Here is a 24,475-nt window from a genome sequence, read left to right as displayed (position 1 = left end):
GTCCTGGCCACCCCCCCTCGGCTCACCGCCGGTCTGCCCAGTCTCCCCAAAGCGGTGATCTCCGACCCCTCGGGCGCGGCCTTACGATGGGACGCATGACTGCTTCGCCTGGCCGCCGCCGTGTCCTGCTCGCCGCCCCCCGGGGCTACTGCGCGGGCGTCGACCGTGCCGTGATCGCCGTCGAGAAGGCCCTGGAGCAGTACGGGGCGCCGGTCTACGTCCGGCACGAGATCGTCCACAACAAGTACGTCGTGCAGACCCTGGAACGAAAGGGCGCCGTCTTCGTCGAGCGGACGGAGGAGGTCCCCCCGGGCAACATCGTCATGTTCTCCGCGCACGGTGTCGCCCCCGTCGTCCACGAGGAGGCCGCGCGCGGGCGACTGGCCACCATCGACGCCACCTGCCCCCTGGTCACCAAGGTCCACAAGGAAGCCGTCCGCTTCGCCAGCGAGGACTACGACATCCTCCTGATCGGGCACGAGGGCCACGAGGAGGTCATCGGCACCTCCGGCGAGGCCCCCGAGCACATCCAGCTCGTCGACGGCCCCGAGGACGTCGCCAAGGTGGAGGTCCGCGATCCGTCGAAGATCGTGTGGCTCTCCCAGACCACCCTCTCGGTCGACGAGACCATGGAGACGGTCGACGCCCTCAAGGAGAAGTTCCCGCAGCTCATCTCCCCGCCCAGCGACGACATCTGCTACGCCACGCAGAACCGTCAGCTCGCGGTGAAGCAGATGGGCGCGGAGGCGGAGCTGGTGATCGTGGTCGGCTCCCGCAACTCCTCCAACTCCAAGCGGCTCGTCGAGGTCGCCAAGCTCGCCGGCTCCCGCGAGGCCTACCTGGTCGACTTCGCGAGCGAGATCGACGAGGCGTGGCTGGAGGGCGTGACCACGGTGGGCGTCACCTCCGGTGCCTCCGTCCCGGAGGTCCTCGTCGAGGAGGTCCTGGCCTGGCTCACCGAGCGTGGCTACGGGGACGTCGAGCTCGTCAAGGCGGCCGAGGAGCACATCACCTTCTCGCTGCCCAAGGAGCTCCGCCGTGACCTGCGCGAGGAGGCGGCGGCCCTGGCGGCCCAGCGGGGCGGCAGCGGTACGGCGTCCGAGGCCGCGTCCGACGCGGTGTCCGGTCCGGCGGACAGCTGACCGACACCTCGGCCGAGTGAGTGACTGTCAGTCGACCGTCGTAACGTAGGGCCATGCAGATCTTCGGCGTGGACATCGGCGGTTCCGGGATCAAGGGTGCCCCGGTGGATTTGGACAGGGGCGACCTGGCTCAGGAGCGCCACAAAGTGCTCACTCCGCACCCGGCCACGCCCGAGGGCGTGGCCGACGGCGTGCGGCAGGTCGTCGAGCACTTCGAGTGGACCGGACCGGTGGGCCTGACCTTCCCGGGCGTGGTCACCGGCGGCTCCACGATCCGTACGGCGGCCAACGTCGACAAGAGCTGGATCGACACCGACGCCCGTGCCCTCTTCAGCGAGCGGCTGGGCGGCCTGCCGGTGACGGTGGTCAACGACGCGGACGCGGCGGGCGTCGCGGAGGTGTCCTTCGGTGCCGGCCGCGATCGCAGCGGCACGGTGATCCTGCTGACGTTCGGCACGGGCATCGGCAGCGCCCTCTTCGCCGACGGCGTCCTCGTCCCCAACACCGAGCTCGGCCACCTGGAGCTGCACGGGCACGACGCCGAGAAGCGCGCCTCCAGCAAGGCCAAGGAGGACGGCGAGCTGACCTGGGAACACTGGGCCCGCCGGGTCACGAAGTACCTCGCCCACGTCGAGATGCTCTTCTCGCCCGAACTGTTCATCATCGGCGGCGGCGTCAGCCGCAAGGCCGACAAGTTCCTGCACCTCATCGAAGGCATCCGGGCGGAGATCGTCCCGGCCGAACTGCAGAACAACGCGGGCATCGTGGGCGCGGCAATGCACGCAGCCAAGGCGGACTAGCCTCCGCCCACCCGCCTGCCACCGGCCTGGCTGCCCCACTCCGCCCGGCTGCCTGCCGCCCGGTGGCTCGGCCGGGCGGTGGTGGTGCTCGGCTGTCTGCTGCCGCGGCAGCGGGTCGGGGTTAGCTGTGGGGTGTGTTGTGGCGGCGGGCCGCTGCCCGGCGCAGTCCGCGCGCCAGGATGGCGGCTCCTGCCACGAGTGTTCCGGCGTACAGCCAGCCGACCTGCGTGGCCAGCGCCGTCACCAGACCCATCAGCCGCGCCCCGATGCCGTTCCCGCCCCCGGACATGGGCAGCAGTCCCACGGCGAAGGCGATCGGCACGACGACCGGCGCGGACAGCAGGTCGCCTCCGCGCACCCACAGGGCGGTCAGCAGGCACACCGGCAGGAACAGCACGCTGTACACCGTCAGTGAGGCACCGAACAGCAGCTGGTCCAGGCAGCCGATGCCGAACATCAGCACCCCGCTGAACAGCCCGCCGCCGAGCCCGGTGAGCCGGGGGTTCGGCATCCGGCGCTCCGTCCGCTCCGTCCGCGCCTTCCGTTCCGGGGGCGGCGCGGGCCGTCGCCCGGCGGGGGCGGGACGGGGTCCGCCGGAGCGCGGGGCGCCGGCCCGGCCGGGGCCACCCGCCGGGCGCGGCTGCTTGCGGCCCGGCTCCCGACCGGCCTCCCGGCCCGCCTGGGGCGGCAGGGGTGGCGGGTCGCGGCGGGTGCCTTGGGCCGGGGGGCGCGTCCTGTGTTGCTCCACCGGACCAACTTAGGTCGTTTTATGTGCCGAATCGGGTGTCGGACACGCCGTGGGGCCTAGCTTGGCCATGCGTTCGACAGGTCCGCCGGGGCGGAGCCGGGCACGCCGTAAACTGGTGGACCGGTCAGCTCTCTGGCCCCTGGCCCTCTCACTCCGGGAACTGGCCTTCCGGCCCTCTCACCACGGGAAGTCGCAACGTGTCGCTCACGATCGGAATCGTCGGTCTGCCGAATGTCGGCAAGTCGACCCTGTTCAACGCCCTGACCAAGAACGACGTGCTGGCGGCCAACTACCCGTTCGCCACGATCGAGCCGAACGTCGGCGTGGTCGGCGTCCCGGACGCCCGCCTCACGAAGCTGGCCGAGATCTTCTCCTCGCAGCGGATCCTCCCGGCGACCGTCGACTTCGTCGACATCGCGGGCATCGTGCGCGGCGCGAGCGAGGGTGAGGGCCTGGGCAACAAGTTCCTGGCGAACATCCGCGAGTCCGACGCGATCTGCCAGGTCATCCGCGCCTTCAAGGACGAGAACGTCGTCCATGTCGACGGCAAGGTCTCGCCCAAGGACGACATCGAGACGATCAACACCGAGCTGATCCTCGCGGACCTCCAGACGATCGAGAAGGTCCTGCCGCGCCTCCAGAAGGAGTCGCGGATCAAGAAGGAGGTCGCGGCGAAGGTCGCGGCGGTCGAGGCGGCGCAGGCGATCCTGGAGAAGGGCGACACCCTCTTCTCGGCGGGCATCGTCCAGGGCTCCGGGCGCGAGGAGCTCCTGCACGACCTGCACCTGCTCACCACCAAGCCCTTCCTGTACGTCTTCAACGTCGACGAGGACGAGCTGGTCGACGAGGAGTTCAGGGCCGAGCAGAGCGCGCTGGTCGCCCCGGCCGAGGCGATCTTCCTCAACGCCAAGCTGGAGCAGGACCTCGCCGAGCTGGACGAGGAGGACGCGATGGAGCTGCTGGAGTCGGTCGGCGCCGAGGAGCCCGGCCTCGCCACCCTCGCCCGCGTCGGCTTCAACACCCTGGGCCTCCAGACGTACCTCACGGCCGGCCCCAAGGAGTCCCGCGCCTGGACCATCAAGAAGGGCGCCACGGCGCCCGAGGCCGCCGGTGTCATCCACACCGACTTCCAGAAGGGCTTCATCAAGGCGGAGGTCATCTCCTTCGCCGACCTGGTGGAGACCGGCTCGGTCGCCGAGGCCCGAGCCAAGGGCAAGGCCCGCATGGAAGGCAAGGACTACGTCATGCAGGACGGCGACGTGGTGGAGTTCCGCTTCAACGTGTAGTCGTTCGGACGCTTCGCGCCGGGCGATTCGTCGGCCGGACAGGTCAGGAGGGGCCGGGCTCATGGAGCCCGGCCCCTCCTGCGTACCCGTACTGCTACCGCGTCGGTGCCGACCTGTCAGTCACGCCGGGGCGGAGTGAGCTTGTCGAGATCGAGGCTGATCTCGAAGGGCACAGGGCGTTCCAGGACGCCCCGGAAGATACCGGCGGGTGCGTAGGCGCCGGTCGGCTCGTCGAGTTCGTAGACGTGGACCACGGGGGCGCCGTCCTCGTCCTCGATGCACCAGTAGTGCGGGATGCCGGCCTCCGCGTACTTGCGGAGCTTCACGGTGCGATCGCGGTGGGCGGATTCGGGGGAGACGACCTCGATGACGAGCCGTACCTCGTCCGGTGCGAACCAGGTGCGGTCTCCGTCGTAGTCGGCCGTCGTCAACAGCAGATCCGGTTCGGGCCGGTTTCGTGCGTCCAGCTTTATGGTCATCTCGCGGCCGACCCTGACATCGGCGGGCGCCTGCTCCATAAGAGCGACGGTGAGCATGGTGACGAGGTGGCCATGCCACCAGCGCTGGGGCGACAGCATGAAGACGAGGGCTCCGTCGATGAGCTCGGTGTGGCGGGGTGCCTCGGGGAGGTGGTCCAGGTCCTCCGCGAGCCAGCCTTCCTCGCGCGGCGGGCGCATCCAGTCGGGCAGTGCGGTCATGGGGCGACCCTAGCGATCGCGGCCGTCACGAGGGGTGCCGTCCGCAGTGACCTCGTGCGACGGCATCTGGCCACCCTTCCGGGTTCAGGTCGGTGTGGTCGATCCAGGGGACGGCGGCGGAGAGGTTCTCGCCACCGCGCCGATCGTGGTCCGCAGTTCGCGGGACGGTCGGGACGCCCGTCGGAGGCCGACGCGAGTGCCGGGCGGAAGTACGGGGCGGAAGTGCTGGTCAGAGACATGGGAGGGGCGTCAGGGCAGGTCGGGATCACGGGCTCTGCCGGCCTCCTCGGTGTGTCGGTCCGGGGCTCGATAGGGCAGGGATAGCCGCTTCGGTTCGGGCGGATAGCGGTGGGCGCAAGAGTGTTTCTCGTCAAGCCACCCCCCACCGGATCGTGAGGACCTGAAGATGACCGAAACCCAACTCCGCCCGGCGTCGGGGGAGGTGACGTCACCGGATGCCGCCGTGCTCAGCGCGGTCGTGAAGCGGTTCGCCAACGCCAAGGGCGAGGAGTTCACCGCTGTGGATGGGCTGGACCTGCGGATCCGGCGCGGCGAGGTCGTGGCGTTTCTCGGACCGAACGGCGCGGGCAAGACGACCACGATCGACATGCTCCTGGGCCTCACCCGGCCCGACTCGGGGCAGGTGGAGCTGTTCGGCGAGGCGGCGCAGCAGGCGGTGCGCGCCGGCCGCGTGGCCGCGGTCCTGCAGAGCGGCGGGCTGCTGCCCGACCTGACCGTCGAGGCCACCGTACGGATGCTCGGCTCGCTGCACCCCGGCGCCGACCCGGAGACCGTGATGAGCAGGGCCGGCGTCACCAGGCTGCGGGACCGCCGGGTCTCCGAGTGCTCCGGTGGTGAGCAGCAGCGGCTGCGGTTCGCGATCGCGCTGCTGTCGAACCCGGAGTTCCTGGTGCTGGACGAGCCGACCGCCGGGATGGACGTGGCGGCCCGCCGAGAGTTCTGGGCCACCGTCCGCGAGGACGCCCGGCACGGCATGACGGTCCTGTTCGCCACGCACTACATGGAGGAGGCCGACCAGTTCGCCGACCGGGTGGTGATGGTCGACCAGGGGCGGGTCGTCGCCGACGGGTCCGCTTCCTCGATCCGCACCCGTATCAGCGGCCGTACCGTCTCCGCGCTGATCAGCCCGCAGGACGCGGCCTCGGTGGCCGGCTCGCCGTCCGTCCGGTCGGTCGCGGTCCGCGGCGATCGCCACTACTTCGACTCCACGGACTCCGACGCCCTGCTGCGGCTGCTCGTCACCCGGACCTCCGCCACCGAGATCGAGGTCGCGCCCCGAAGCCTCGAAGAGGCCTTCATGGCCATCACGCAAGCCGGCCGCACCGGCCAGGAGGGCCCGCGATGACCACCTTGACCGCGCCGCCCGTCCGCCCGCGCGCCTCGTCGTTCAGCGGAGTCAACCCCACCTTCGTCCGCTACGAGCTGGCCCGCCGCTTCAACCGTCAGACCACGATCTTCACCCTCCTCCTCCCGGCCGTCCTCTACCTCGCCCTGTTCCGTACCGCGCCGGCCCACGGCACGCTGCCGCACGGCAACTTCGCCGCCTGGATGATGATCGGCCTCGCCGTGTACGGGGCCGCGATGGCCGCCACCAGTTCCGCGGCCACCATCTCGGTCGAGAAGTCGGCCGGCTGGATGCGCACGATCGCGCTGAGCCCGCTCGCCCCGCCCGGATACCTGCTCGTCAAGGTCCTGTGCTCGGTGGTGATGGCCGCCGTGCCGGTGGCCATCGTCGGAGTGCTGGGCTTCGTCACCGGCGCGCACGCCGACGCCGAGGTGTGGGTGACGTCCCTGGTCGTCGCCTGGCTCGGGGCCGCGGTCTTCGCGGCGCTCGGCATCTCGCTGGGCCTGGCCCTCAAGCCCGACGTCGTGATGCACATGCCGGGGCTGACGATGACCGCGCTGGCCTTCCTCGGCAACCTGTTCATCCCGCTGAGCGGCACCATGCTCGAGATCTCGCGGTACACGCCGATGTACGGCGTCTCCACCCTCGCCCGCTACGCCCTCACCGACGGCTACAGCTTCAGCGGCGAGCACTCCAGCCTGGCGGGCGCCGTCTTCAACATCGTCGCCTGGTTCGCCGGGTTCGGCTTCATGGCCGTCCGCCGGTTCGCGAAGAGCACCGGCCGCCAATAGCACCGGCCGCCAGTAGCACCGGCCGTTAGTAGCACCGGTCGCCAGTAACACCGGCCTCCAGTCGCCCACCCCACCCGGCGCCATTCCGCCTCACTTCTCTTCGCCTCGCCCCGCTCCACCCCGTCCCGCCCCACCTCACCCCACCCCACCCCACCCCACGTCACCCACCTCACCGAATCCCATCCGCATCCCACCGCCCGCCGGCCCGAGCGCCGTGCGACGGGCTCAACACGAAAGGGGGATAGAACACATGTTCGCAATCATGGCGCCGGGTCAGGGCTCCCAGACCCCTGGCATGATGGCCGGCTGGCTGCGCGACCCGGACCACGCCGAGCGCGTACGGGCCTGGTCCGAGGCCGCGGACTGCGATCTCGTCCACTTGGGCACCCGGGCCTCGGCCGCGGAGATCGCCCGCACCGAGAACACCCAGCCGCTGCTGGTCGCCCAGGGCCTGCTGGCCCACGAGGCGCTGGCGGCCGCGGGCACCGCGGTCGCGGCCGGACACTCGGTCGGCGAGCTCACCGCCGCCGCCCACGCCGGAGTCCTCACACCCGTCGACGCGGTACGGCTGGCCGCGGTCCGTGGCCGGGCGATGGCCGCGGCCTGCGCCGAGGCACCCACCTCGATGGCGGCCGTGGTCGGCGGCGACGAGGCCCGGGTGCTGGAGCGGATCGCCGAACTCGGCCTGTACGCGGCCACGTTCAACGGTCCCGGCCAGATCGTGGCCGCCGGGCTCACCGAGCGCCTCCAGCAGCTGGCGGCGGCGCCCCCGCACGGGTCGACCGTCAAACCCCTGCCGGTCGCGGGCGCCTTCCACACCCCGTACATGGAGTCCGCGCGGCAGGCCTTCGCCGCCGCGGCCGCCGCTACCGACTTCGCGGCCCCCCGCGGGGCCCTGCTGTCCAACGCCGACGGCGAGGTGGTCGCCGACCCCGAGGAGGTCCGCCGGCGGCTCGTCGACCAGGTGGTCCGGCCGGTGCGCTGGGACCTGTGCCTGCACACCCTCGCCCGCCTGGCACCCGGGCTGACGGTGTCCCTGCCCCCCGCCCGCACCCTCGCCAACATCCTCAAGCGCCGCCACCCCGAACTCGACGTCCTCCCGGTCAACACGGCCCGCGACATCGGCAAGGCCCTCGTGCGCATCGGCGAGAGCGCCCGTAAGGAGGAACCCGCCCATGCCGGTGTCTGACCTCTTCGAGCGCGCCCGCGCCGAGCGCCCCGACCACCCCGCGGTCGTCGACGGCGACGACACCCTCACCTACGCCGAGCTCGGCGCGGACGTCGACCGCGCGGCCGGCTGGCTGCGGGCCCAGGGCATCGCCCCCGGACAGCGGGTCGTCCACGCCGGTGGCAACGACCGCACCTTCCTCGCCCTCTTCCACGCCACCCTCCGTATCGGCGCCGTCTTCGTCCCCGTCCACCCCGACCTGACCGACCTCCAGGTCGCCGGCATCGTCGAGGACTGCTCGGCCGCCCTGGCGATCTGCCCGCCCGGCGCGGGGCAGCGGGCCGGCCGGACCGTCCCGGTCGGGCAGGCCCGGCAGGAGATCCGGGACGCCGCCGCCGACGGCTTCGCCGCCCGGATCCCGGACGACGGCGTCGCGATGCTGATCTACACCTCGGGCACCACCGGGCGACCGAAGGGCGTCGTCTGCCCGCACCGGCAGATGATCGCGGCCGTCGAGGCCGTGGGCACCTGCCTCGGCTACACCGCGGACGACGTGGTGCTGTGCCGGCTCCCGCTCTCCTTCGACTACGGCCTCTACCAGGCCCTGCTCTGCGCCCGTACCGGCGGCACGCTCGTCCTCGCCGAACGCGGCGGCGACCGGGGCCTGTTGGGGACGATCGAGCAGCACGGTGTGACCGTCGTCCCGCTCGTGCCCTCGCTGGCCCAGATGCTGGCCCTGCTCCAGAGCAGGCTCCGGCGGCCCACCGGGGTGCGGCTGTTCACCAACACGGGTGCCCGACCGGGCCGGGCCGTCATGGCCGAACTCCTCGAGGTCTTCCCGGGATCGGCGTTCGCCTCGATGTACGGCATGACCGAGTGCAAGCGCATCTCGATCCTCGACCCCGCCGAGTACGCCGCCCACCCCGACTCCGTCGGGCGGCCCATCCCCGGCGACCGGGTCCGGATCGTCGACGGCGACCAGCGCGAGCTCGGCCCCCGCGAGGTCGGCGAGATCGTCGTGGCCGGCGCCACCGTGATGGCCGGCTACTGGGGCATCCCGCTGGAGGCGCAGAACCGCTACGTCCGCGGCGCCGACGGCGCGCTGGAGCTCCACACCGGCGACCAGGGCTACCTCGACGAGGACGGTCGGCTCTACTTCGTCGGCCGCGACGACGACATGATCAAGCGGCGCGGGATCCGCCTCGGGCTGACCGAGATCGAGGACGCCGCCGAGCGGATCCCCGGCGTGATCGCGGCGGTGGCGCTCCGGCCCGAGACCGAGGACGCCCCCCTGCTCCTGGCCGTGCAGACCTCCCTGACGCCCGAGGAGATCCGCGACCGGCTGCGGCTGCGCCTCGACCGGGCCCGGCTGCCCGACCGGATCGTCCCCCTCGACGCCGTACCGCTGACCGCGAACGGCAAACCGGACCGCAAGGCCGTCGAGCTGCTGGTCCGGGCCGACGCCCCCCGCCCCGACGGACAGACGACACGACAGCCCACACAGACGAGGACCACCCATGAACCAGTCGCAGTTTGACCAGCTCGTCGAGGAGATCTGCGCCGTCACGGTCACCGACCCGCAGACCCCGCTCGTGGACCTCGGCGTGGACTCGCTGCAGACCATCGCCCTGGTGATGGCCGTCGAGGAGCAGTACGGCATCGAGATCGACCCCGAGGCGCTCGCCGACCCGGCGCTCACCTCCTCGGCCGGCCTGCTGGCTTGTGTGCAGGACCAGTTGGCCGCCGCACTGCCGGCCAGAACCGGGAGCTGACCGCCATGTGGACCGACACACGACCCGCGGTGGAGATGCCGCGACTGTTCGAGCGGGGCGGGGACCTGATCTCCTTCGCCGGGGGCCTGCCCGACCTGGACGTCCTGCCGCTGGACGTCCTCTCCGCCCAGCTCTCCCGGCTCCTGCGGCTCGGCGGGAAGCTCGCCCTGCAGTACACGACCCCGCATGTCGCGGGGGCCCTGGTGCCGGCGATCACCGACCTGATGGCCCGTGAGGGCGGGCGCACCACCGCCGAGAACCTGGTCCCGACCGGCGGCTCCCAGATGGGGCTGATGGCGGTGGCCCTGGGCCTCGCCGCCCCGGGGGAGACGGTCCTGTGCCAGACCCCCGCCTACCCGGGCGCCGCGGCCGCCTTCCGCACCGCCGGACTGCACCCGCACGCGGTGCCCGAGGACGCCGAGGGGCTCGACCCCGAGGGACTGCGCGAGACGGTGCGGCGACTGCGCGCCGACGGCCGCACCGCCCGCCTCCTGTACTGCAACCCGACCTTCCAGAACCCGACCGGCGCGACCCTCTCCGTCGCCCGCCGGGAGGAACTGCTCACCGTGGCCCGGGAGCTGGACCTGCTGATCGTCGAGGACAACCCCTACGGCCTGCTCGGCTTCGACGGGCGGACCACCGACACCCTCCAGGGCCTCGACCCCGACCGGGTGATCTATCTCGGCACCTTCTCCAAGGTGTTCGCGCCCGGACTGCGCTGCGGCTGGATCGCGGCGCCGGCGGAACTCGCGGGCACCCTGCGCCGCACGACCGAGATCATGGCGCTGTCCCCGTCGGCGCTCGCCCAGGCGGCGCTCGCCGCGTTCCACACACGGTCCGGCTGGACCGACCTCGTCGACGCCTACCGGGCGAGCTACCGGGAGCGGTCGACGCTGATGGCCGACGCGCTGGACGCCGAACTCGGCACCGACGGGCCCTGGTCGTGGCAGCGGCCGGACGGCGGCTTCTACATCTGGCTGCGGCACCGCGACGGCGTCGACACGAACACCTTCGCCGACACGGCGGCCGAGCACGGGGTCTCCTTCGTCCCCGGCTCCCACTTCGGCATCGGCGGGGAGAACGCCGACGCGCTCAGGCTGTGCTTCAGCCACGTGCCGAAGAAGCGGATCGCCGAGGGGATCTCCCGGCTGGCGGCCGCGCTCGGTCAACGGGCGGCGGAAGGGGCGGCGGCATGACCGGCACGCTCGAAACGACCCGCACGCTCGACTGGACGGCCTTCGGACCGTCGTACCGGCTGGGCGACAGCGCGTGGCGGGTGTGGGGCGTCGGACTGCTCCGCAGCGCGGGCTTCCCGGTCTCCGGCCTCGGCCTGATCGGCGGACCGCGCGCCGCCCACGCGGCGCGGCTGCTGGAGGCCGGCGGCGGGACGGACGGCGGGACGGACGGTCAGGAGGCCTTCAGCGCCGCCTACCGCGCCGACACCGACGCCGAGGCCGGGCGGCTGGCCCGGCTCGCCACCGACGACAAGGTGCGCACCGCCATCGCCTGGCAGAACCGCACCGTCTACCAGATCCTCGACTCCCTCGCCGCGCGCAAGGGTAAGGAGTCCAAGCGCCGGCAGCGGGAACGCACCCTCGCCATGTACTGGCTGCGGTACTGCGCCAAGGCCGACACCATCGGCTTCTTCGGCCCCGGGGCGTGGATCTCCGTCGGGCAGGGGCAGCGCGCCGTCGATCTCGAGGTCGGCCCCTCGCTCACCGCGCGCAGCCGTACCTTCCTCGAACGCTGGACGGTGGCCGCGCTGGCCGACTGGATGGCCGGGCAGCCGGGCGCCCGCTGGTGGTTCCCGCCGATGCTGAGGCCCGACGTGCACCTCGACGGCGACCGGCTCGTCATGCAGGGCGGCCGTACGGTGCGGCTGCGCGAGGACGACGTCCTGGTGCTGCGCCTGGTGGACGGCGACCGCGGCGGCGAGGCCATCGCCGAGGCGACCGGCTGGGAGCCGGCGACGGCGCGGGAGCGGGTGGAGAAGGTCCTGACCCGGCTGCTGCGGCAGCGGGTGCTGACCTGGGACGCCAACATCCCCGTCGACGTCCGTGCCGAGGAGGTGCTGCGCCGGCGGGTGGCCGGCATCGGCGACCCGGAGCTGTTCGTCCGCTTCGACGCGGTCCTCACCGGACTCGACCGGCTGCGCGACGGCATCGACCGCGCGTCGAGCGCGGAGGAGCTCGTGGCGGCGCTCGACCGGCTCGACGAGTTCTTCGTCCGGACGACGGGACAGTCGGCCTCCCGCGACGAGGGCAAGGCGTACGCCGGTCGCACGCTCTGCTACCAGGACTCCCTCCGGGACTGCCGGATGGACCTGGGGCGGGACTTCCTGGACGGGATCGCCCGTCCGCTGGCCCTGGTCGCGGACGCGGCGGACTGGTTCGGCAACCGGCTCGCCGAGCTGGTGGAGGCGGAGGTCGCCGGGTTCGTCCGCAAGGCCGCGGCCCGTCGTCGCGGGGACGTCACCCTCGCCGACGTGTGGACGCAGGTGCTCGGGCTGTTCTGGGGCGACCATGCCGCCCCGGTGCGGACCGCGACCCGTGAACTCGCCGAGAAGTGGCGCGAGGTGCTGAACCTCGCCGAGGAACAGCGGGCCCCGGTCGGCCTGGCGGTGTCCGACCTCCAGGAGCGGGCCCGCGAGGTCTTCGCGACCGGTCCGGTGCGCTCACCCCATCTCGCCGTGCACAGCCCCGACCTGCAGGTGGTGGCCCGGTCCGTCGACGCCTTCAACGCCGGCGACTACACCACCGTCCTCGGTGAACTGCACGCCTGCCTGGCCACGTTGGACCTGCCCTTCCTCGACTGGACCACCGACGCCGGCTCGCTGCGGGACAAGGTGAACGCGGCGATCGGCGCCCGGCGGCTGGTGCCGCTGCTGCCGGTCGAGTGGAAGCGCAACAGCGGCCGCATGGTGCCCGCCCCGATCGGCGCCGGCGACCGGCTGATCGGCTTCACCCGGGCCCCGTACGACGACCGCGCCCGCGTCGACCCGGCGGTCTCCGTCGGCCTGACGGAGCAGGACGGCACGGTCACCGCGACCACCCCCGACGGGGGTGTCTGGAGCATCGCCGAGCTGCTCGCGGTGCCCGTCGCGATCATCGCGGCGGACGCCTTCAAGATCGGCCTGGACCGGCCGCACGCCCCGCGCGTGAGCCTCGACGACCTGGTCCTGTTCCGGGAGACCTGGCGACTGCCGGCCGCCGGCACGGCCCTGCCCGACAAGGCCGAGCGGGAGCGCGACTATCTCGCCGTCCGCCGGTGGGTGGCCGAACACGCCCTGCCCGACCTGCTCTTCGTCAAGTTCCCCGAGGAGACCAAGCCGTCCCTCGTCGACTTCACCAGCCCGACGCTGGTGCTGTCCTTCGCCAACCTCGTCCGGGCCGCGCGCCGGCTCGACCCCGACGCCGTCATCACCCTCAGCGAGCCGCTGCCGACTCCGGAGGACTCCTGGCTGGCGGACGCCGACGGCGAGCGCTTCGTCAGCGAACTGCGGCTCCAGATCAGCAGAAAGGTGCCGGAATGACCGTCCTCGCCTCCGACGGCGCGGCCCTCGCGGTCCGTGCCACCCGCACCCGGGACCCCGACATCGTCGCGACGATCGGCGGCACCCCGCTGGTCGCCCTCGACCGCCTGTTCCCGCCCGCGCGGTTCCAGGTGTACGCCAAGTGCGAGCGCTTCAACCCCGGCGGCTCCATCAAGGACCGCGCCGCCAAGTCGATGATCGAGCACGCCATCCGGGCGGGGAAGCTCGTCCCCGGCGTGTCCACGGTCGTGGAGTCCTCCTCCGGCAACCTGGGCATCGCTCTCGCCCAGCTGTGCAACTTCTACCGGCTGAACCTGATCTGCGTGATCGACCCGCGCACCACCCCGCAGAACGCCGCCATCATGCGGGCGTACGGCGCCAAGGTCGAGGTCGTCGACCGCGACCCGGCCACCGGCGAGTACCTGCCGGCCCGGATCGAGCGGGTGCGCTCGCTCCTGGCGAGCGTCCCGGACGCCTACTGGCCCAACCAGTACGCCAACGAGCACAACTCCCGGGCCCATCACCACACCATGCGGGAGATCCACGAGGCCCTCCCGGGCGGCCCCGACCACCTGTTCCTCGCGGCGGGCACGACCGGGACGCTGCGCGGCTGCGCCGAGTACATCCGCGACCACGGCCTGGCCACGAACGTGGTGGCGGTGGACGCGGTCGGCAGCGTGATCTTCGGACCGCCGGAGCCGTGGGAGCTCACCCACCGGCGCACGATTCCCGGCCACGGGGCGGCGGTCGTGCCCCCGCTGCTGCGGCCGGGCCTCGCGGACCGGATCGTCAAGGTCACCGACTTCGACTGCGTACGCGGCTGCCGGCAGCTGCTCGCCCAGGAGTCCATCCTCGCCGGCGGCTCCTCGGGTGCCGTCGTGGCCGCCCTCCAGGCCGCCGCGTCCTGGATCGAACCGGGCGCGACCTGCGTGGCCGTCCTTCCCGACGGCGGCGACCGCTACCTCGACACCGTCTACTCCGACTCCTGGGTCGAGGACCGCTTCAAGGAATTCCCGCTCACCGACGACAACCCCGTTCCCGACACCACCGATCACGAAAGGAGTCAGTCATGAGGATCCTCGGTCGCGACGACGTCGAAGTGGCCCTGAAGGGCCTCGGACCCGCCGTCCTCGACGCGGTCCGCAGCGCCTACGTGCTGCACGGCCAGGGCCACTCGCAGGTGCCGTTCTCCAGCTTCCTGCGCCCGCCGCGGCCCGCCGGTTCGCGCATCATCTCCCTGCCCGCCTACCTGGGCGGCCCGGAGCCCGTGATGGGCCTGAAGTGGATCTCGTCCTTCCCGGCCAACGTCGAGCAGGGTCTCCAGCGGGCCTCCTCGGTCCAGGTGCTCAACGACCTCGACACCGGATATCCGCAGGCCCTGCTGGAAGGCAGCCAGATCTCGTCCTCCCGGACCGCGGCGAGCGCCGCCCTCGCCAGCGGCGCGCTGCACGGCTCCCGTCCGGTGCGCACGGCCGGGCTCATCGGCTGCGGCACCATCAACCAGCGGGTCCTCGCCTTCCTCACCCTGACCCACCCCGAGCTGGAGACCGTGGTGCTCCAGGACGTGGTCCCGGGCCGTGCCGAGGTGTTCGCCGCCGAACTGGAGTGCGAGTACCCGGGGATCACCTTCCGCACCGGTGACGTCGCCGCGGCGCTCGGCGCCGAGACGGTGAGCATCGCGACCACCGACTCGACGTACTGGCTCGACCTGGCCGCCCACCCCGACCGCCCGTCCCGCCAGGTGATCCTGCACCTGTCGCTGCGCGACCTGAGCACCGGCTCGGTGCTCGGCGCGTACAACGTGGTCGACGACATCGAACACGCCGTCCGTGAGCGGACCTCCCTGCACCGGGCCGAGCAGGAGACCGGTCACCGGGAGTTCGTGCACGCCGAGATCGCCACCGTGCTGGGCTGCTCCGAGCGGCCGGCCACGGACGGCACGATCGTCTTCTCGCCCTTCGGGCTCGGCATCCTCGACCTCGCCGTCGCCCAGGCGGTCCTCAAGGCCGCCACCGCGGCCGGCCTCGGCACCGAGGCCGCCGGGTTCGACCCGGGCAGCCACCGTGTCACCGCGGCGATGGCGGGGAGGGCCGCATGAGCACCTTCTTCGCCGAGGGCACCAAGGCCCTCGTCACCGGCGCCTCGCGCGGCATCGGCGCGGCGATCGCGCTCACCCTGGCCGAGCACGGCTGCGACGTGGCCCTCAACTACCGCTCCAACGCGGCGAAGGCCGAGGAGGTCGCCGAGCGGATCCGCGAACTCGGCCGGGAGGCCCTGCCGGTCCGGGCGGACGTCTCCGACGAGGCCCAGGTCGCCGCCATGTACAAGCAGCTGAAGGCGGCCTGGGGGCGTCTCGACGTCGCCGTCCTCAACTCCGGTGTCACCGCCGACGGTCACCTGGCCGCCATGAGCTCCGCCAAGTGGCAGGAGGTCATCGGGACCAATCTGACCGGCACCTTCTACACCGCCCGCGAGGCGACCAAGCAGATGTACGCGAGCGGCGGCGCGATCGTCTTCATCGCCTCCACCAGCGGCATCGCCGGCCGGGCCGGCCAGGCCAACTACGCCGCCAGCAAGGGCGGGGTGATCGCCATGGCCAAGACGCTGTCGTACGAGGTCGCCCCGCGCGGCATCCGGGTCAACGTCGTCGCGCCCGGGTTCATCGACACCGACATGGTCAAGAAGGTGCCGCCGGCCCACATGAAGGAGGCCCTCCAGGTCATCCCGATGGGGCGCATGGGCACCGCGGCCGAGGTGGCCCAGGCGGCCGCCTTCCTGGCCGCCCCCGCCGCCTCCTACATCACCGGCAAGGTGCTCACCGTCGACGGCGGAATGATCCCCAACTAGCCATCACCACGCAGTAGTTGCACACCACTCATCCCTCTGTGAAAGGAAGCACCGTGTCCGTCGCCACCTTCGAGGACATCCGCACCCAGGCCGAGACCCGGCTGGAGAAGAACATGAAGGTCAAGTCGATGATCATCGACCGCCTTGGCCTGGACGTCGAGCCCGCCGTCGTCTCCGACAACCAGCCGCTGTTCGGCCGCGGTCTGGAGATGGACTCGCTGGACACCCTGGAGATCGTCGTCATGGTCAACAACGAGTACGACGTGCTGATCAGCGACGACGACTTCGAGGCCTTCGGCTCCATCAACGCCCTGGTCGACTTCATCGAAGCCCGCGAGGTCTGAGCATGACGATCGCCTCCGAGGCCCCCGCCAGGCCGAAGCAGAAGCACAGTTACTCCTCCGACGACATCAAGCGGATGCTGCCGCACCGCTGGCCGATGCTGATGATCGACCGTGCCTACGACGTCGTCCCCGGCGTCTCGGGCCGCGGCGTGAAGAGCGTGTCGGTGAACGAGCCCTTCTTCGCCGGGCACTACCCCGACCACTCGATCATGCCGGGCGTGATGATCGTCGAGGCGATGGCCCAGCTGGTGGCCGTCGTGTATGTCGCCGAGATCATCGAAACAGCCGCGGCGGCGGAGGCCGCCGGTGCGTCCGAGGGCGGCGGCGACCCCTCCGCGAGCGTCGGCTACCTCGGGTCCATCAGCTCGATGAAGTTCTCCCGGCTCGTCGTCCCCGGCGACCAGCTGACCCTGGACGCCAAGCTCGGCCAGCGGCTGGGCGGCCTCCGGCAGGTGTCGGTGCGGGCGAGCGTCGGCTCGGAACTGGCCGCCGCCGGCTCCCTGATCGTCACCACCGGCCGCAAGGCCTGACCCCCTCCGCACGGGTCCCGCCCGAAGAACCCTCGAAGAACCCTCGAAGAAAAGGAGGTGAGGCATGTCCATCACGATCCGCCCGTACCAGGAGGGCGACGCGCATGACATCGCGGCGCTCTACAACCGCCACCGCGACAACCCCAACCCGGTAGCGGGCGGCATCACCGGTGACGAGCTGGAGCGCGAGCTGGCCGAACGGGACACGGGAACCTTCCTCGTGGCCGTGGACGGCGGGCGTGTGGTGGGCACCTTCGGCCTGTTCCACAACACCGGCCGGCGTTCCGCCCGCGCCGGTGAGCTCATCGCCGACATGTTCTTCGTCGCCCCCGCCTACCGCAACGGCGTCATCACGGGCCGGCTGTTCACGGAGGCCGTCGAGTGGATGGTGCAGTCCGGCTGCCTCGTGCTCCGGCTCACCGTCAACCCGGCCAACAGCGTCGCGTTCAAGCTCTACCGGCGCGTCGGCTGCGTCTCCGTGGGCCAGACCGTGCCCGGCGAGGACGGCAACGTCGAACTGCACAACTACATCCCGCTGGTCCTGCGCAGCGTGTTCGCGGACCTGGGCCCGGAGGTCAGGTCGGCCCTCGGGGGACTGAACAGCTTCGGCACGGTCACCGAGGCCCGGGACGACGAACTGCGCTCCGACGTCCGGCTGGTGGACGGCGTCCGCACGGTCGACTACCACCTGGCGCTGGGCGAGTTCCGGATCACCGCGAGCGTCGACGTCGACCGCGGCGTCGTCCGCGAGGCGGAGGTCACCGCACCCGACGGCACCGCCCGCACGCTGCGGCTCACCGAACCGCCGTACCACGTGCGCGCACCGCGGCGGCCGGAGCCGCACCGGTTCGGCTCCGGCGGGCTGGTCTGCGAGGTGGACGGCGACGACGGCACGCTGTCGGTGCTGGCCGAAGGCCACCACGGCCCGCTGTTCGTCTCCACCTGGCCCAGCTGCCGGGCCGACCGCCCGGCGGGCTGGCGCGAGGGCGAGCCCCGCGACCTGGACATCGTCGCCGTCGAGAACGGGGTCCGGGTCACCGAGCGGTGCGGCGAGGACGAGGTCGTCGGCACGGTCACCCTCACCGAGGGCACCCTGCGGCAGGACTTCGCCTTCACCAGCCGCCCCGGCCGGATCTTCCAGACGGTCGGACTGCGGCAGGGCACCTTCGTCCACCCGGACGGCGAGCGCCACCCGATCGGCCTCGGCCTCGGCGTCCGCGACGCCTCGGAGGCGGTCGCCGCCTCCCAGGTGGTCCCGGCCGGCACCGAACTGGCCTGGCGGGGAACGTCCTGGGGCATCGGGCTGCCGGTCCGCGAGCCGGTCCGGCTGATCCACAGCGCTCTGCTGGAGCGCGGCCTGGCGGCCGGCCCGGACGGAGTGGCCCGGCTGCGGACCGACTTCCGCCCGGCGGACGCGAGGACCGACGCGGGGACCGGCGCAAGGATCGACGCGGGGACCGAAGCCGTACGACCCGGCCGTACCGCCCCGAAGCCGGGTGCCGTCCGCCGACTGGAGCTCACCGCGTCCGCCGCCGGGGTCACCTCGTGGAAGGAGGGCACCACCAAGGTCCTGCGCAGCCCGTACCCGCGCACCCGGGTCTTCGGCTACAACCCCCGCTGGTCGGCGGGCATGTGGGTCACCGCGGAGAACAGCCGGTTCGGCCGCGCGAGCGGTCTCGGCTGGGGCGTGGCACCGGCCGCCTGGGAGGAGAAGCACCCGCTCGGCCTGTTCGCCCCGCGCGAGCGGATCGGCTGGGAACTGACCGCCCCCGAGGACACCGCCGAGCCGGTCCGGGCCGACATCCAGGCCCCGGACAGCGAGGAGGAGATCGTCCTCTGGCTCACCCCGAACACCGCGCGCGAGACCACCGTGCTGCTCGACTCGGCCGGTACCCGATGGGAGCTCGGCTCGGCCGGCTTCCGCCAGATCTGGGCCACCGCGGCCACCGTACGACTGGCCGACGGCAGCTGGCTCGACTGCCGGCCCGCCGACGGCGCGTGCGCGCAGGCCGAACTCGTCCTGCGTACGACCCCTTCCGGCCTGCTCATCGGCTGCGTGTCCCCGGCCCGCCGGCCGAGCGCCTGGCAGCTGGCCGTGCACAGCGAACCCACCCGGTCCTGAACCACCGTCAACCACTTCTTTTCTCGAGAGGAAACGCCACACCATGACCACCACCACCGTCTCCGCCCTCCGTACCGCCTCGGACGACTACGCCACCGTGCGCACCACCATCGGCGCCTACCGGATCGACGCCCCGCTGGTCCGTGTCTCGGGCGACGAGCGGCTGTCGCTGCTCGACCAGTTCCTGGCCAAGTCGGGCGACTTCGTCGAGCCGGACTCCGTCCGCGAGGTGCTCGCTCTGAACGCCGACGGCACCCCGTTCGCGATCCTGCTGCACTTCGAGATCGGCGAGGACGCCTGGCTGCTGCCCCGCACCCGGGTGAGCGCCGACGAGCTGCGCGGCTACCTGGACGGGCTGGACGTCCCCGACGGCGTCGAGGTCGACATCGAGCCGGAGGGCTGGGCCGCCACGGCGTTCGAGGGCCCGACGGCCTGGTCGGTCGCGGCGCGCTTCGTCGACTTCGACATCTCGGGCCTGACCCTGCACGCCGTCACCGAGTCCGCGCTGCCCGACGACCCGGCGGCGCTCGCCCACCTGGCCCGCGTCGGTACCACCGGCGAGTACGGCTACCTGCTCATCAGCAACGCCCCCGAGGCCGCCCACCGGGCCGTGCTGGCCGCGGTCCGTGAGGAGGGCGGCGCGCCGGTCGGCGACGAGGGCCTCGCCCGGGTCCAGGCCGAGGCCGGCATGGCCGTCTACGCGGCCGGCTTCGCCGGTCTCTCGGTCGACGAGGCCGACCTGTCCTGGATGATCGACTGGAACCGGATCGGCGAGTTCCGCGGCTCCGACGACCTGGTCAGGCCCACCGCCGAGACCGCCCGGCTGACCGCCCTGGCCGCCCCCGCGGACAGCCGGTTCACGGCCGGCACGCAGGTGACGGCGGCCGGCCGGGAGATCGGCACGGTCCTGTGGCAGGCGCCCTCCGCCAACCCGGAGGAGGAGCTCGTCTTCGCCCTCCTGGACGCCCCGTTCTGGGTCTCCGGCCTCGAACTGGCCGCCCGGGACGAGCAGGCCGCCGAGCGCCCGCTGCGCACCGTGACCCTGCCCCGTGTCATCGCCCGCTCCCTCACCACCCGGATCGCCTGATGTCCACGCCGAGAATCGCCCTGACGGGCCTGGGACTGATCACCGGTGCCGGTGACGACGTCGAGAAGAGCTGGTCGTCCATCGCGGCCGGCACCTCCGGCATCCGCACCAACACCCTCATGGACACCTCCGAGCTGCTGACCGAGTGGGCCGGCATGGTCACCGGCGAGCAGCCGGCCGACGTCGACCGCTGCTACGGCCTCGCCGCCACCGCCATCCGGGAGGCACTGGAGAGCAGCGGGCTCGACCTGGACACCGTCGACCGGGACCGGGTCGCGGTCGTGGTCGGCTCCAGCCTCGGCGCCATGCCGACGCTGGAGAGCGTCCACGCGGACCTCGTCCACGAGGGGAAGCTGGACGCGGAGCGGGCGGCCGCCGTCCAACTGCCCTGCGTCGGCGACTACATCGCCGCCGAGTTCGACCTGCGCGGCCCGCGCGTGGTCCTGTCCAACGCCTGCGCGGCCAGCGCCGTGGCCCTCGGCTACGCGGCCGAGCTGCTGTGGAAGGGGGACGTCGACCACGTCATCTGCGGCGGCGTCGACCCCCTCGCCTCGCTCTCGGCGTACGGGTTCAGCGCCCTGGGCGCGCTCGACCCGGAGCCGTGCTCGCCGATGTCGGCGTCCACGGGCCTGACCCTCGGGGAGGGGGCCGGGTTCATGGTCCTGGAGTCGGCGGACCGTGCCGCCTCCCGGGGCGCCCGCGTCCTCGCCGAACTGGGCGGCTACGGCCTCTCCTGCGACGGCTACCACCAGACCGCTCCCGACCCGAGCGGCAAGGGCGCCTGCGCCGCCATGGCCCAGGCCCTGGACACGGCGGGACTGACCCCGAGCGACGTCGACTACCTCAACCTGCACGGTACGGGCACCCCGGCGAACGACGCCTCCGAACCGAAGGCGGTGAAGCTGCTGTTCGGCTCCTCGGTGCCGCCGGCCAGCTCCACCAAGTCGATCCTCGGCCACACCCTCGGCGCGGCCGGGGCGGTCGAGGCGGTGGTCAGCACCCTGGCCATCGACCGCGGCACCCTGCCGCCGACCATCAACACCCGTGGCGTGGCCCAGCCGTTCGGCCTGGACGTCATCCCGGACACCGGCCGCGCCGGGGCCGGTCCCGAGGTGGTCATCTCCAACTCCTTCGCGTTCGGCGGCAACAACGCCTCCGTCGTCCTCAACCGGCCGGGCCGCCCGAGCTCGGCCCCGCGCCGCACCGAGCAAATCCACGAGGTCGTCGTCACCGGAGTCGCGGGACTGGCGGGCGGCGCGGGCAACACCGCCGACCTGGTGGCCGCCCTCGGTGACGAACGCGCCTGCTTCACCGCCACCGAACACGTCCGGGGCGTGGGTGAGGTGCCGGTGGGCCGGGTGGACGTCAAGTCGGCGTCCCGGGGCATCAACCCGAGCCGGGCCCGCCGGATGGACCCGCTCAGCCTGCTGGCCGCCGCCGCGGTCGCCGACCTCTACGGCCGGCACGGCAAGCCCTCGCGGGCCGAGGCCGAGGGCACGGGCATCGTCTTCGCCACCGGCTACGGACCGGTCACCTCGGTCCTGCAGTTCCACAAGGGCGTCCTCCAGCAGGGCATCAGCGGCGCCAACCCGGCGCTGTTCGCCAACACGGTCGTCAACGCGGCGGCCGGCCATGTGGCGATGCTGCACCGCTACCGCGGCTACACCGCGACCATCGCCAACGGCGGCACGAGCTCCGTCCTGGCCCTCCAGCTCGCCGCCCGGGTCATCGCGCGCGGCATGGCGGACCGGATCATGGTCGTGATCGCCGACGAGTTCCCCGAGCAGGCGCTGGCCACCCAGGCCGGCCTCCCCGGCTACGCGCGCTCCGGACCGGTGGTCCCCGGTGGCCGCAGCGGCATGGTGCTCAGCGAAGGCGCGGCGGCCGTCCTCCTGGAGAGCGAACGGTCGGCCTCGTCCCGGGGCGCGGACGTCCTGGCGAAGGTGCGCGGTTACGGCGCCTCCGGCGAGTCGGCCGGGATCGGCCGCATCGGCCGCGACGGCGAGGCCTGGGCGCGGGCGCTGCGCGGCGCGATGGCCGAGGCGCGGGTCACGCCCGACGAGATCGACACCGTCGTCTCGGCGGCCTCCGGCTACAGCCTGGTGGACACCGCCCAGTCCCGGGCCCTGCGCCTCGCGGGCCTTGCCGACCGCCCGACGATCACCCCCAAGGCCCTGCTGGGGGAGACCTACGGCAGTGCGGGCGCCCTGGGCCTGGTGGCGGCGCTGACCGCCCCGACCCGGCAGGGCAGGCTGCTGCTCTCCAGCTTCGCCTACGGCGGCAGCTACGCGGCGGCCGTGTTCGACACGGAGGCGTGATGGGGGCGCTGCTGGGGCTGGTGATGGATCCGGTGGTGCGCGGCGCGGCGCGACCCGCCCCGATCGACTGTCTGATCACCCATCACCCGCACCTTCCCCGCGACCGCATGGGCCACCGCCTCGACGCCTCCGGCCGTTCGCTGATCATCGAGGCCGTCGCCCGGGTGTACGGCCTCGACATCGGCGCGCGGGACCTCACGAGGGACGTCCACAAGCGCTGGTACGTCCCGGCCCACCACCTCACCGCCTCGGTCGCACACTGCGACGGCTACAGCGCCGTGGCCCTGTCGGCCGGTCCGGTGCACCTCGGGGTGGACCTCCAGGACGAACGGGACCGTCCGGCCGCCATGCGGTGGCTCGGCACCCTGCTCGGCCGCCGGCAGCCCGCCGAGATCCGGGACTTCGCCGAGTGCGAGGCGCTCATCAAGGCCTCGCACGTCACCAAGGAGACCTTCGCCGGGGTCCGGCTGCCCGCGTGGCGGCCGGGCTGGCGGCCCACCAACGTGGGCTCGTACCGGGTGCGTTCGACGACGGTGGCCCCGGCGATGCACCTGGCCCTCGTGGCCGACGCCCCCGCCCCCGTCCGTATGCACACCTCGACCAAGGAGCCGGCATGACAGCCACAGTGGCGGCCGTACGGCCCTACACCCGCCGTATCTCGCAGATCGAGCGCGGCTACCTGAACGCCGCGGCCACCGGCACCCCGCAGCTGATCCAGATGATCGTGGAGGGCGAGGGCCGCATCGACCCCGACGCGCTGCGGGACGCGGTACGGTCCGCCACCCTCGCGAGCCCCGGCCTCGCGGTGCGGCGCCGGGGTGCCGGCTGGCGCGCCGACGGCCCGCTCCCGCCGGTCGTCGAACTCCCCGCCGGCGACGGTTTCGACGCCCCCTTCTTCCACCGCGACCTGGACGTCGTCACCGGCCCGGTCTGCGAGGTGGGGCTCGTCGACGGGCCGTCGACCCGGCTGGTCGTGCGGGCCAGCCACATCGTCACCGACGGCCGCGGGCTCCGGCAGTGGATCGCCGACGTGTTCCGGGTGCTGCGCGGCGAGGAGCCGGTCGGCGCCGCGTCCGTCGTCGACGACACCCACTTCCGGACGGCCGCCGGGAAGGTGCCGCCCGCCGAGCCGCCCGCCCGGCTGGAGGGACTGCCCGCGATCCTCGGCGAGGGACCGGCCGACGGCACCCCGCTCTGGATACGACGCCGGGTGCGGGCGGCCCCGTCGGCGGTCACCGCCCGGGTGGCCGCCGCCCTCTCCCGCCGGCTGGGCGGCGAGACGGGCCGGCTGATCGTGCCGGTGGACCTGCGCCGCCACGACCGCACGGTCCGCTCCACCGCCAACCTCACCTCCCGGCTGGTGCTGGACCTGCACCGGGACGACAGCTGGAAGCGGCTGCACGGCCAGGTCGTCCGGGCCCTGCTCGGCAAGCGCGAGGTGGCCGCGCTGGAGGGGGACTTCCTGCGCAGCAACCCCTTCGCCAACTCGCTGCGCGAGGCCCAGGAGCTGGACGGCACCCGGTTCCCGTGCACGGCGATCGTCTCCGACCACGGCCGGATCGACACCGCCGAACTGCGCACCGACCGGTTCCGGCCGACCGGCTTCTCCACGCTGCCGATGCTCGTGCCCTACGCCGAGATGTTCCTGAGCACCTGCCAGGTCGGCGACGAGACCGAACTGACCCTGTCCTGCCGCAGGCGCCCCGGCGCCCCCGAGGCGGCCGGGGCGGTCCTCGACGACATCGAGCACGCGCTGACCGGCACCCGCTGACGGACCCGAGCCGCCAGGCCCCCGGCAGACCCGTGCCGACCGGCCCGAGCCGCCTGCCCGAACCGACCGGTACGCCCCGACCGGCGGCGAACCGCCCCGGCCCACCGCCCCGGCCCACCGCCCTGTTGACCTCATCGCCCTGCTAAGGACGCC

Annotated in this window: 22 protein-coding genes; 20 read left to right on the top strand and 2 right to left on the bottom strand. The window is 72.7% G+C overall.

The annotated features are described in order from the left end of the window. Positions 1 to 86 precede the first annotated feature (86 nt). Both OG933_RS16540 and ppgK read left to right on the top strand, forming a co-directional pair. Complete coding sequence (locus OG933_RS16540; RefSeq protein ID WP_362517117.1) at positions 87 to 1,142, top strand: 4-hydroxy-3-methylbut-2-enyl diphosphate reductase; 1,056 nt, start codon at positions 87 to 89, stop codon at positions 1,140 to 1,142. Positions 1,143 to 1,195: 53 nt separating this feature from the next. Then, positions 1,196 to 1,942, top strand: coding sequence for a polyphosphate--glucose phosphotransferase (gene ppgK / locus OG933_RS16535; protein ID WP_362517114.1), 747 nt, complete (start codon positions 1,196 to 1,198; stop codon positions 1,940 to 1,942). 121 nt (positions 1,943 to 2,063) lie between these two features. Here the strand turns inward: ppgK and OG933_RS16530 are convergent, their stop codons facing one another. Next, a complete protein-coding gene (locus tag OG933_RS16530; protein ID WP_405627637.1) occupies positions 2,064 to 2,453 on the bottom strand; it encodes a DUF6542 domain-containing protein in 390 nt (129 codons plus the stop codon). A 434-nt stretch (positions 2,454 to 2,887) separates the two neighbouring features. Between OG933_RS16530 and ychF the strand changes: the two genes are divergently transcribed. Further along, positions 2,888 to 3,976, top strand: a complete 1,089-nt coding sequence (gene ychF, locus OG933_RS16525; protein ID WP_020128001.1) for a redox-regulated ATPase YchF — start codon at positions 2,888 to 2,890, stop codon at positions 3,974 to 3,976. A 116-nt stretch (positions 3,977 to 4,092) separates the two neighbouring features. On the opposite strand, the gene OG933_RS16520 is transcribed toward ychF, so the two are convergent. Beyond that, positions 4,093 to 4,674 (bottom strand): Uma2 family endonuclease, encoded by a 582-nt coding sequence (locus OG933_RS16520; RefSeq protein ID WP_405627635.1) that lies wholly within the window; start codon positions 4,672 to 4,674, stop codon positions 4,093 to 4,095. A 406-nt stretch (positions 4,675 to 5,080) separates the two neighbouring features. Here OG933_RS16520 and OG933_RS16515 point away from each other — a divergent pair, with 406 nt between their 5' ends. The 17 genes from OG933_RS16515 to OG933_RS16435 all read left to right on the top strand — a co-directional run bounded on the left by OG933_RS16515 (position 5,081) and on the right by OG933_RS16435 (position 24,322). Next, positions 5,081 to 6,040: an ABC transporter ATP-binding protein gene (locus tag OG933_RS16515; protein WP_362517105.1), complete on the top strand. Its 960-nt coding sequence runs from the start codon at positions 5,081 to 5,083 to the stop codon at positions 6,038 to 6,040. After that, positions 6,037 to 6,831, top strand: coding sequence for an ABC transporter permease (locus tag OG933_RS16510; RefSeq protein ID WP_405627633.1), 795 nt, complete (start codon positions 6,037 to 6,039; stop codon positions 6,829 to 6,831). The genes OG933_RS16515 and OG933_RS16510 overlap by 4 nt, the downstream gene beginning before the upstream one ends. A gap of 250 nt (positions 6,832 to 7,081) precedes the next feature. Further along, on the top strand, positions 7,082 to 8,020 hold the full coding sequence (locus tag OG933_RS16505) for an ACP S-malonyltransferase (protein WP_362517099.1): 939 nt from the start codon (positions 7,082 to 7,084) through the stop codon (positions 8,018 to 8,020). Further along, on the top strand, positions 8,007 to 9,536 hold the full coding sequence (locus OG933_RS16500; protein WP_405627631.1) for a class I adenylate-forming enzyme family protein: 1,530 nt from the start codon (positions 8,007 to 8,009) through the stop codon (positions 9,534 to 9,536). Before OG933_RS16505 ends, OG933_RS16500 begins: the two co-directional genes overlap by 14 nt. Next, positions 9,517 to 9,771 (top strand): acyl carrier protein, encoded by a 255-nt coding sequence (locus OG933_RS16495; protein ID WP_020127994.1) that lies wholly within the window; start codon positions 9,517 to 9,519, stop codon positions 9,769 to 9,771. Before OG933_RS16500 ends, OG933_RS16495 begins: the two co-directional genes overlap by 20 nt. Positions 9,772 to 9,776: 5 nt before the next feature. Further along, a complete protein-coding gene (locus OG933_RS16490) occupies positions 9,777 to 10,967 on the top strand; it encodes a PLP-dependent aminotransferase family protein (protein WP_405627628.1) in 1,191 nt (396 codons plus the stop codon). Beyond that, a complete protein-coding gene (locus tag OG933_RS16485; protein WP_405627626.1) occupies positions 10,964 to 13,303 on the top strand; it encodes a lantibiotic dehydratase in 2,340 nt (779 codons plus the stop codon). The genes OG933_RS16490 and OG933_RS16485 overlap by 4 nt, the downstream gene beginning before the upstream one ends. Next, a complete protein-coding gene (gene sbnA, locus OG933_RS16480; RefSeq protein ID WP_327184904.1) occupies positions 13,300 to 14,376 on the top strand; it encodes a 2,3-diaminopropionate biosynthesis protein SbnA in 1,077 nt (358 codons plus the stop codon). The genes OG933_RS16485 and sbnA overlap by 4 nt, the downstream gene beginning before the upstream one ends. Beyond that, positions 14,373 to 15,401, top strand: a complete 1,029-nt coding sequence (gene sbnB, locus OG933_RS16475; RefSeq protein WP_405627624.1) for a 2,3-diaminopropionate biosynthesis protein SbnB — start codon at positions 14,373 to 14,375, stop codon at positions 15,399 to 15,401. The genes sbnA and sbnB overlap by 4 nt, the downstream gene beginning before the upstream one ends. Beyond that, a complete protein-coding gene (gene fabG, locus OG933_RS16470; RefSeq protein WP_054242646.1) occupies positions 15,398 to 16,150 on the top strand; it encodes a 3-oxoacyl-ACP reductase FabG in 753 nt (250 codons plus the stop codon). Before sbnB ends, fabG begins: the two co-directional genes overlap by 4 nt. 53 nt (positions 16,151 to 16,203) lie before the next feature. Beyond that, complete coding sequence (locus OG933_RS16465; RefSeq protein ID WP_142266012.1) at positions 16,204 to 16,494, top strand: acyl carrier protein; 291 nt, start codon at positions 16,204 to 16,206, stop codon at positions 16,492 to 16,494. A 2-nt stretch (positions 16,495 to 16,496) separates the two neighbouring features. Continuing rightward, a complete protein-coding gene (gene fabZ, locus OG933_RS16460) occupies positions 16,497 to 17,024 on the top strand; it encodes a 3-hydroxyacyl-ACP dehydratase FabZ (protein WP_362517084.1) in 528 nt (175 codons plus the stop codon). 64 nt (positions 17,025 to 17,088) lie between these two features. After that, positions 17,089 to 19,146, top strand: a complete 2,058-nt coding sequence (locus tag OG933_RS16455) for a GNAT family N-acetyltransferase (RefSeq protein WP_405627621.1) — start codon at positions 17,089 to 17,091, stop codon at positions 19,144 to 19,146. Positions 19,147 to 19,189: 43 nt separating this feature from the next. Beyond that, positions 19,190 to 20,233 (top strand): aminomethyl transferase family protein, encoded by a 1,044-nt coding sequence (locus OG933_RS16450; RefSeq protein ID WP_405627620.1) that lies wholly within the window; start codon positions 19,190 to 19,192, stop codon positions 20,231 to 20,233. Beyond that, entirely contained in the window at positions 20,233 to 22,551 is a 2,319-nt protein-coding gene (locus OG933_RS16445) for a beta-ketoacyl-[acyl-carrier-protein] synthase family protein (protein WP_362517075.1), read from the top strand. The genes OG933_RS16450 and OG933_RS16445 overlap by 1 nt, the downstream gene beginning before the upstream one ends. After that, positions 22,551 to 23,168, top strand: a complete 618-nt coding sequence (locus tag OG933_RS16440; protein ID WP_362517072.1) for a hypothetical protein — start codon at positions 22,551 to 22,553, stop codon at positions 23,166 to 23,168. Before OG933_RS16445 ends, OG933_RS16440 begins: the two co-directional genes overlap by 1 nt. Continuing rightward, on the top strand, positions 23,165 to 24,322 hold the full coding sequence (locus OG933_RS16435) for a hypothetical protein (protein WP_362517069.1): 1,158 nt from the start codon (positions 23,165 to 23,167) through the stop codon (positions 24,320 to 24,322). The genes OG933_RS16440 and OG933_RS16435 overlap by 4 nt, the downstream gene beginning before the upstream one ends. Positions 24,323 to 24,475 lie beyond the last annotated feature (153 nt).

This window comes from Streptomyces sp. NBC_00016 (assembly GCF_045040885.1).
GTDB lineage: Bacteria > Actinomycetota > Actinomycetes > Streptomycetales > Streptomycetaceae > Streptomyces > Streptomyces coriariae.
This window is presented reverse-complemented; position numbering and strand designations above follow the sequence as displayed.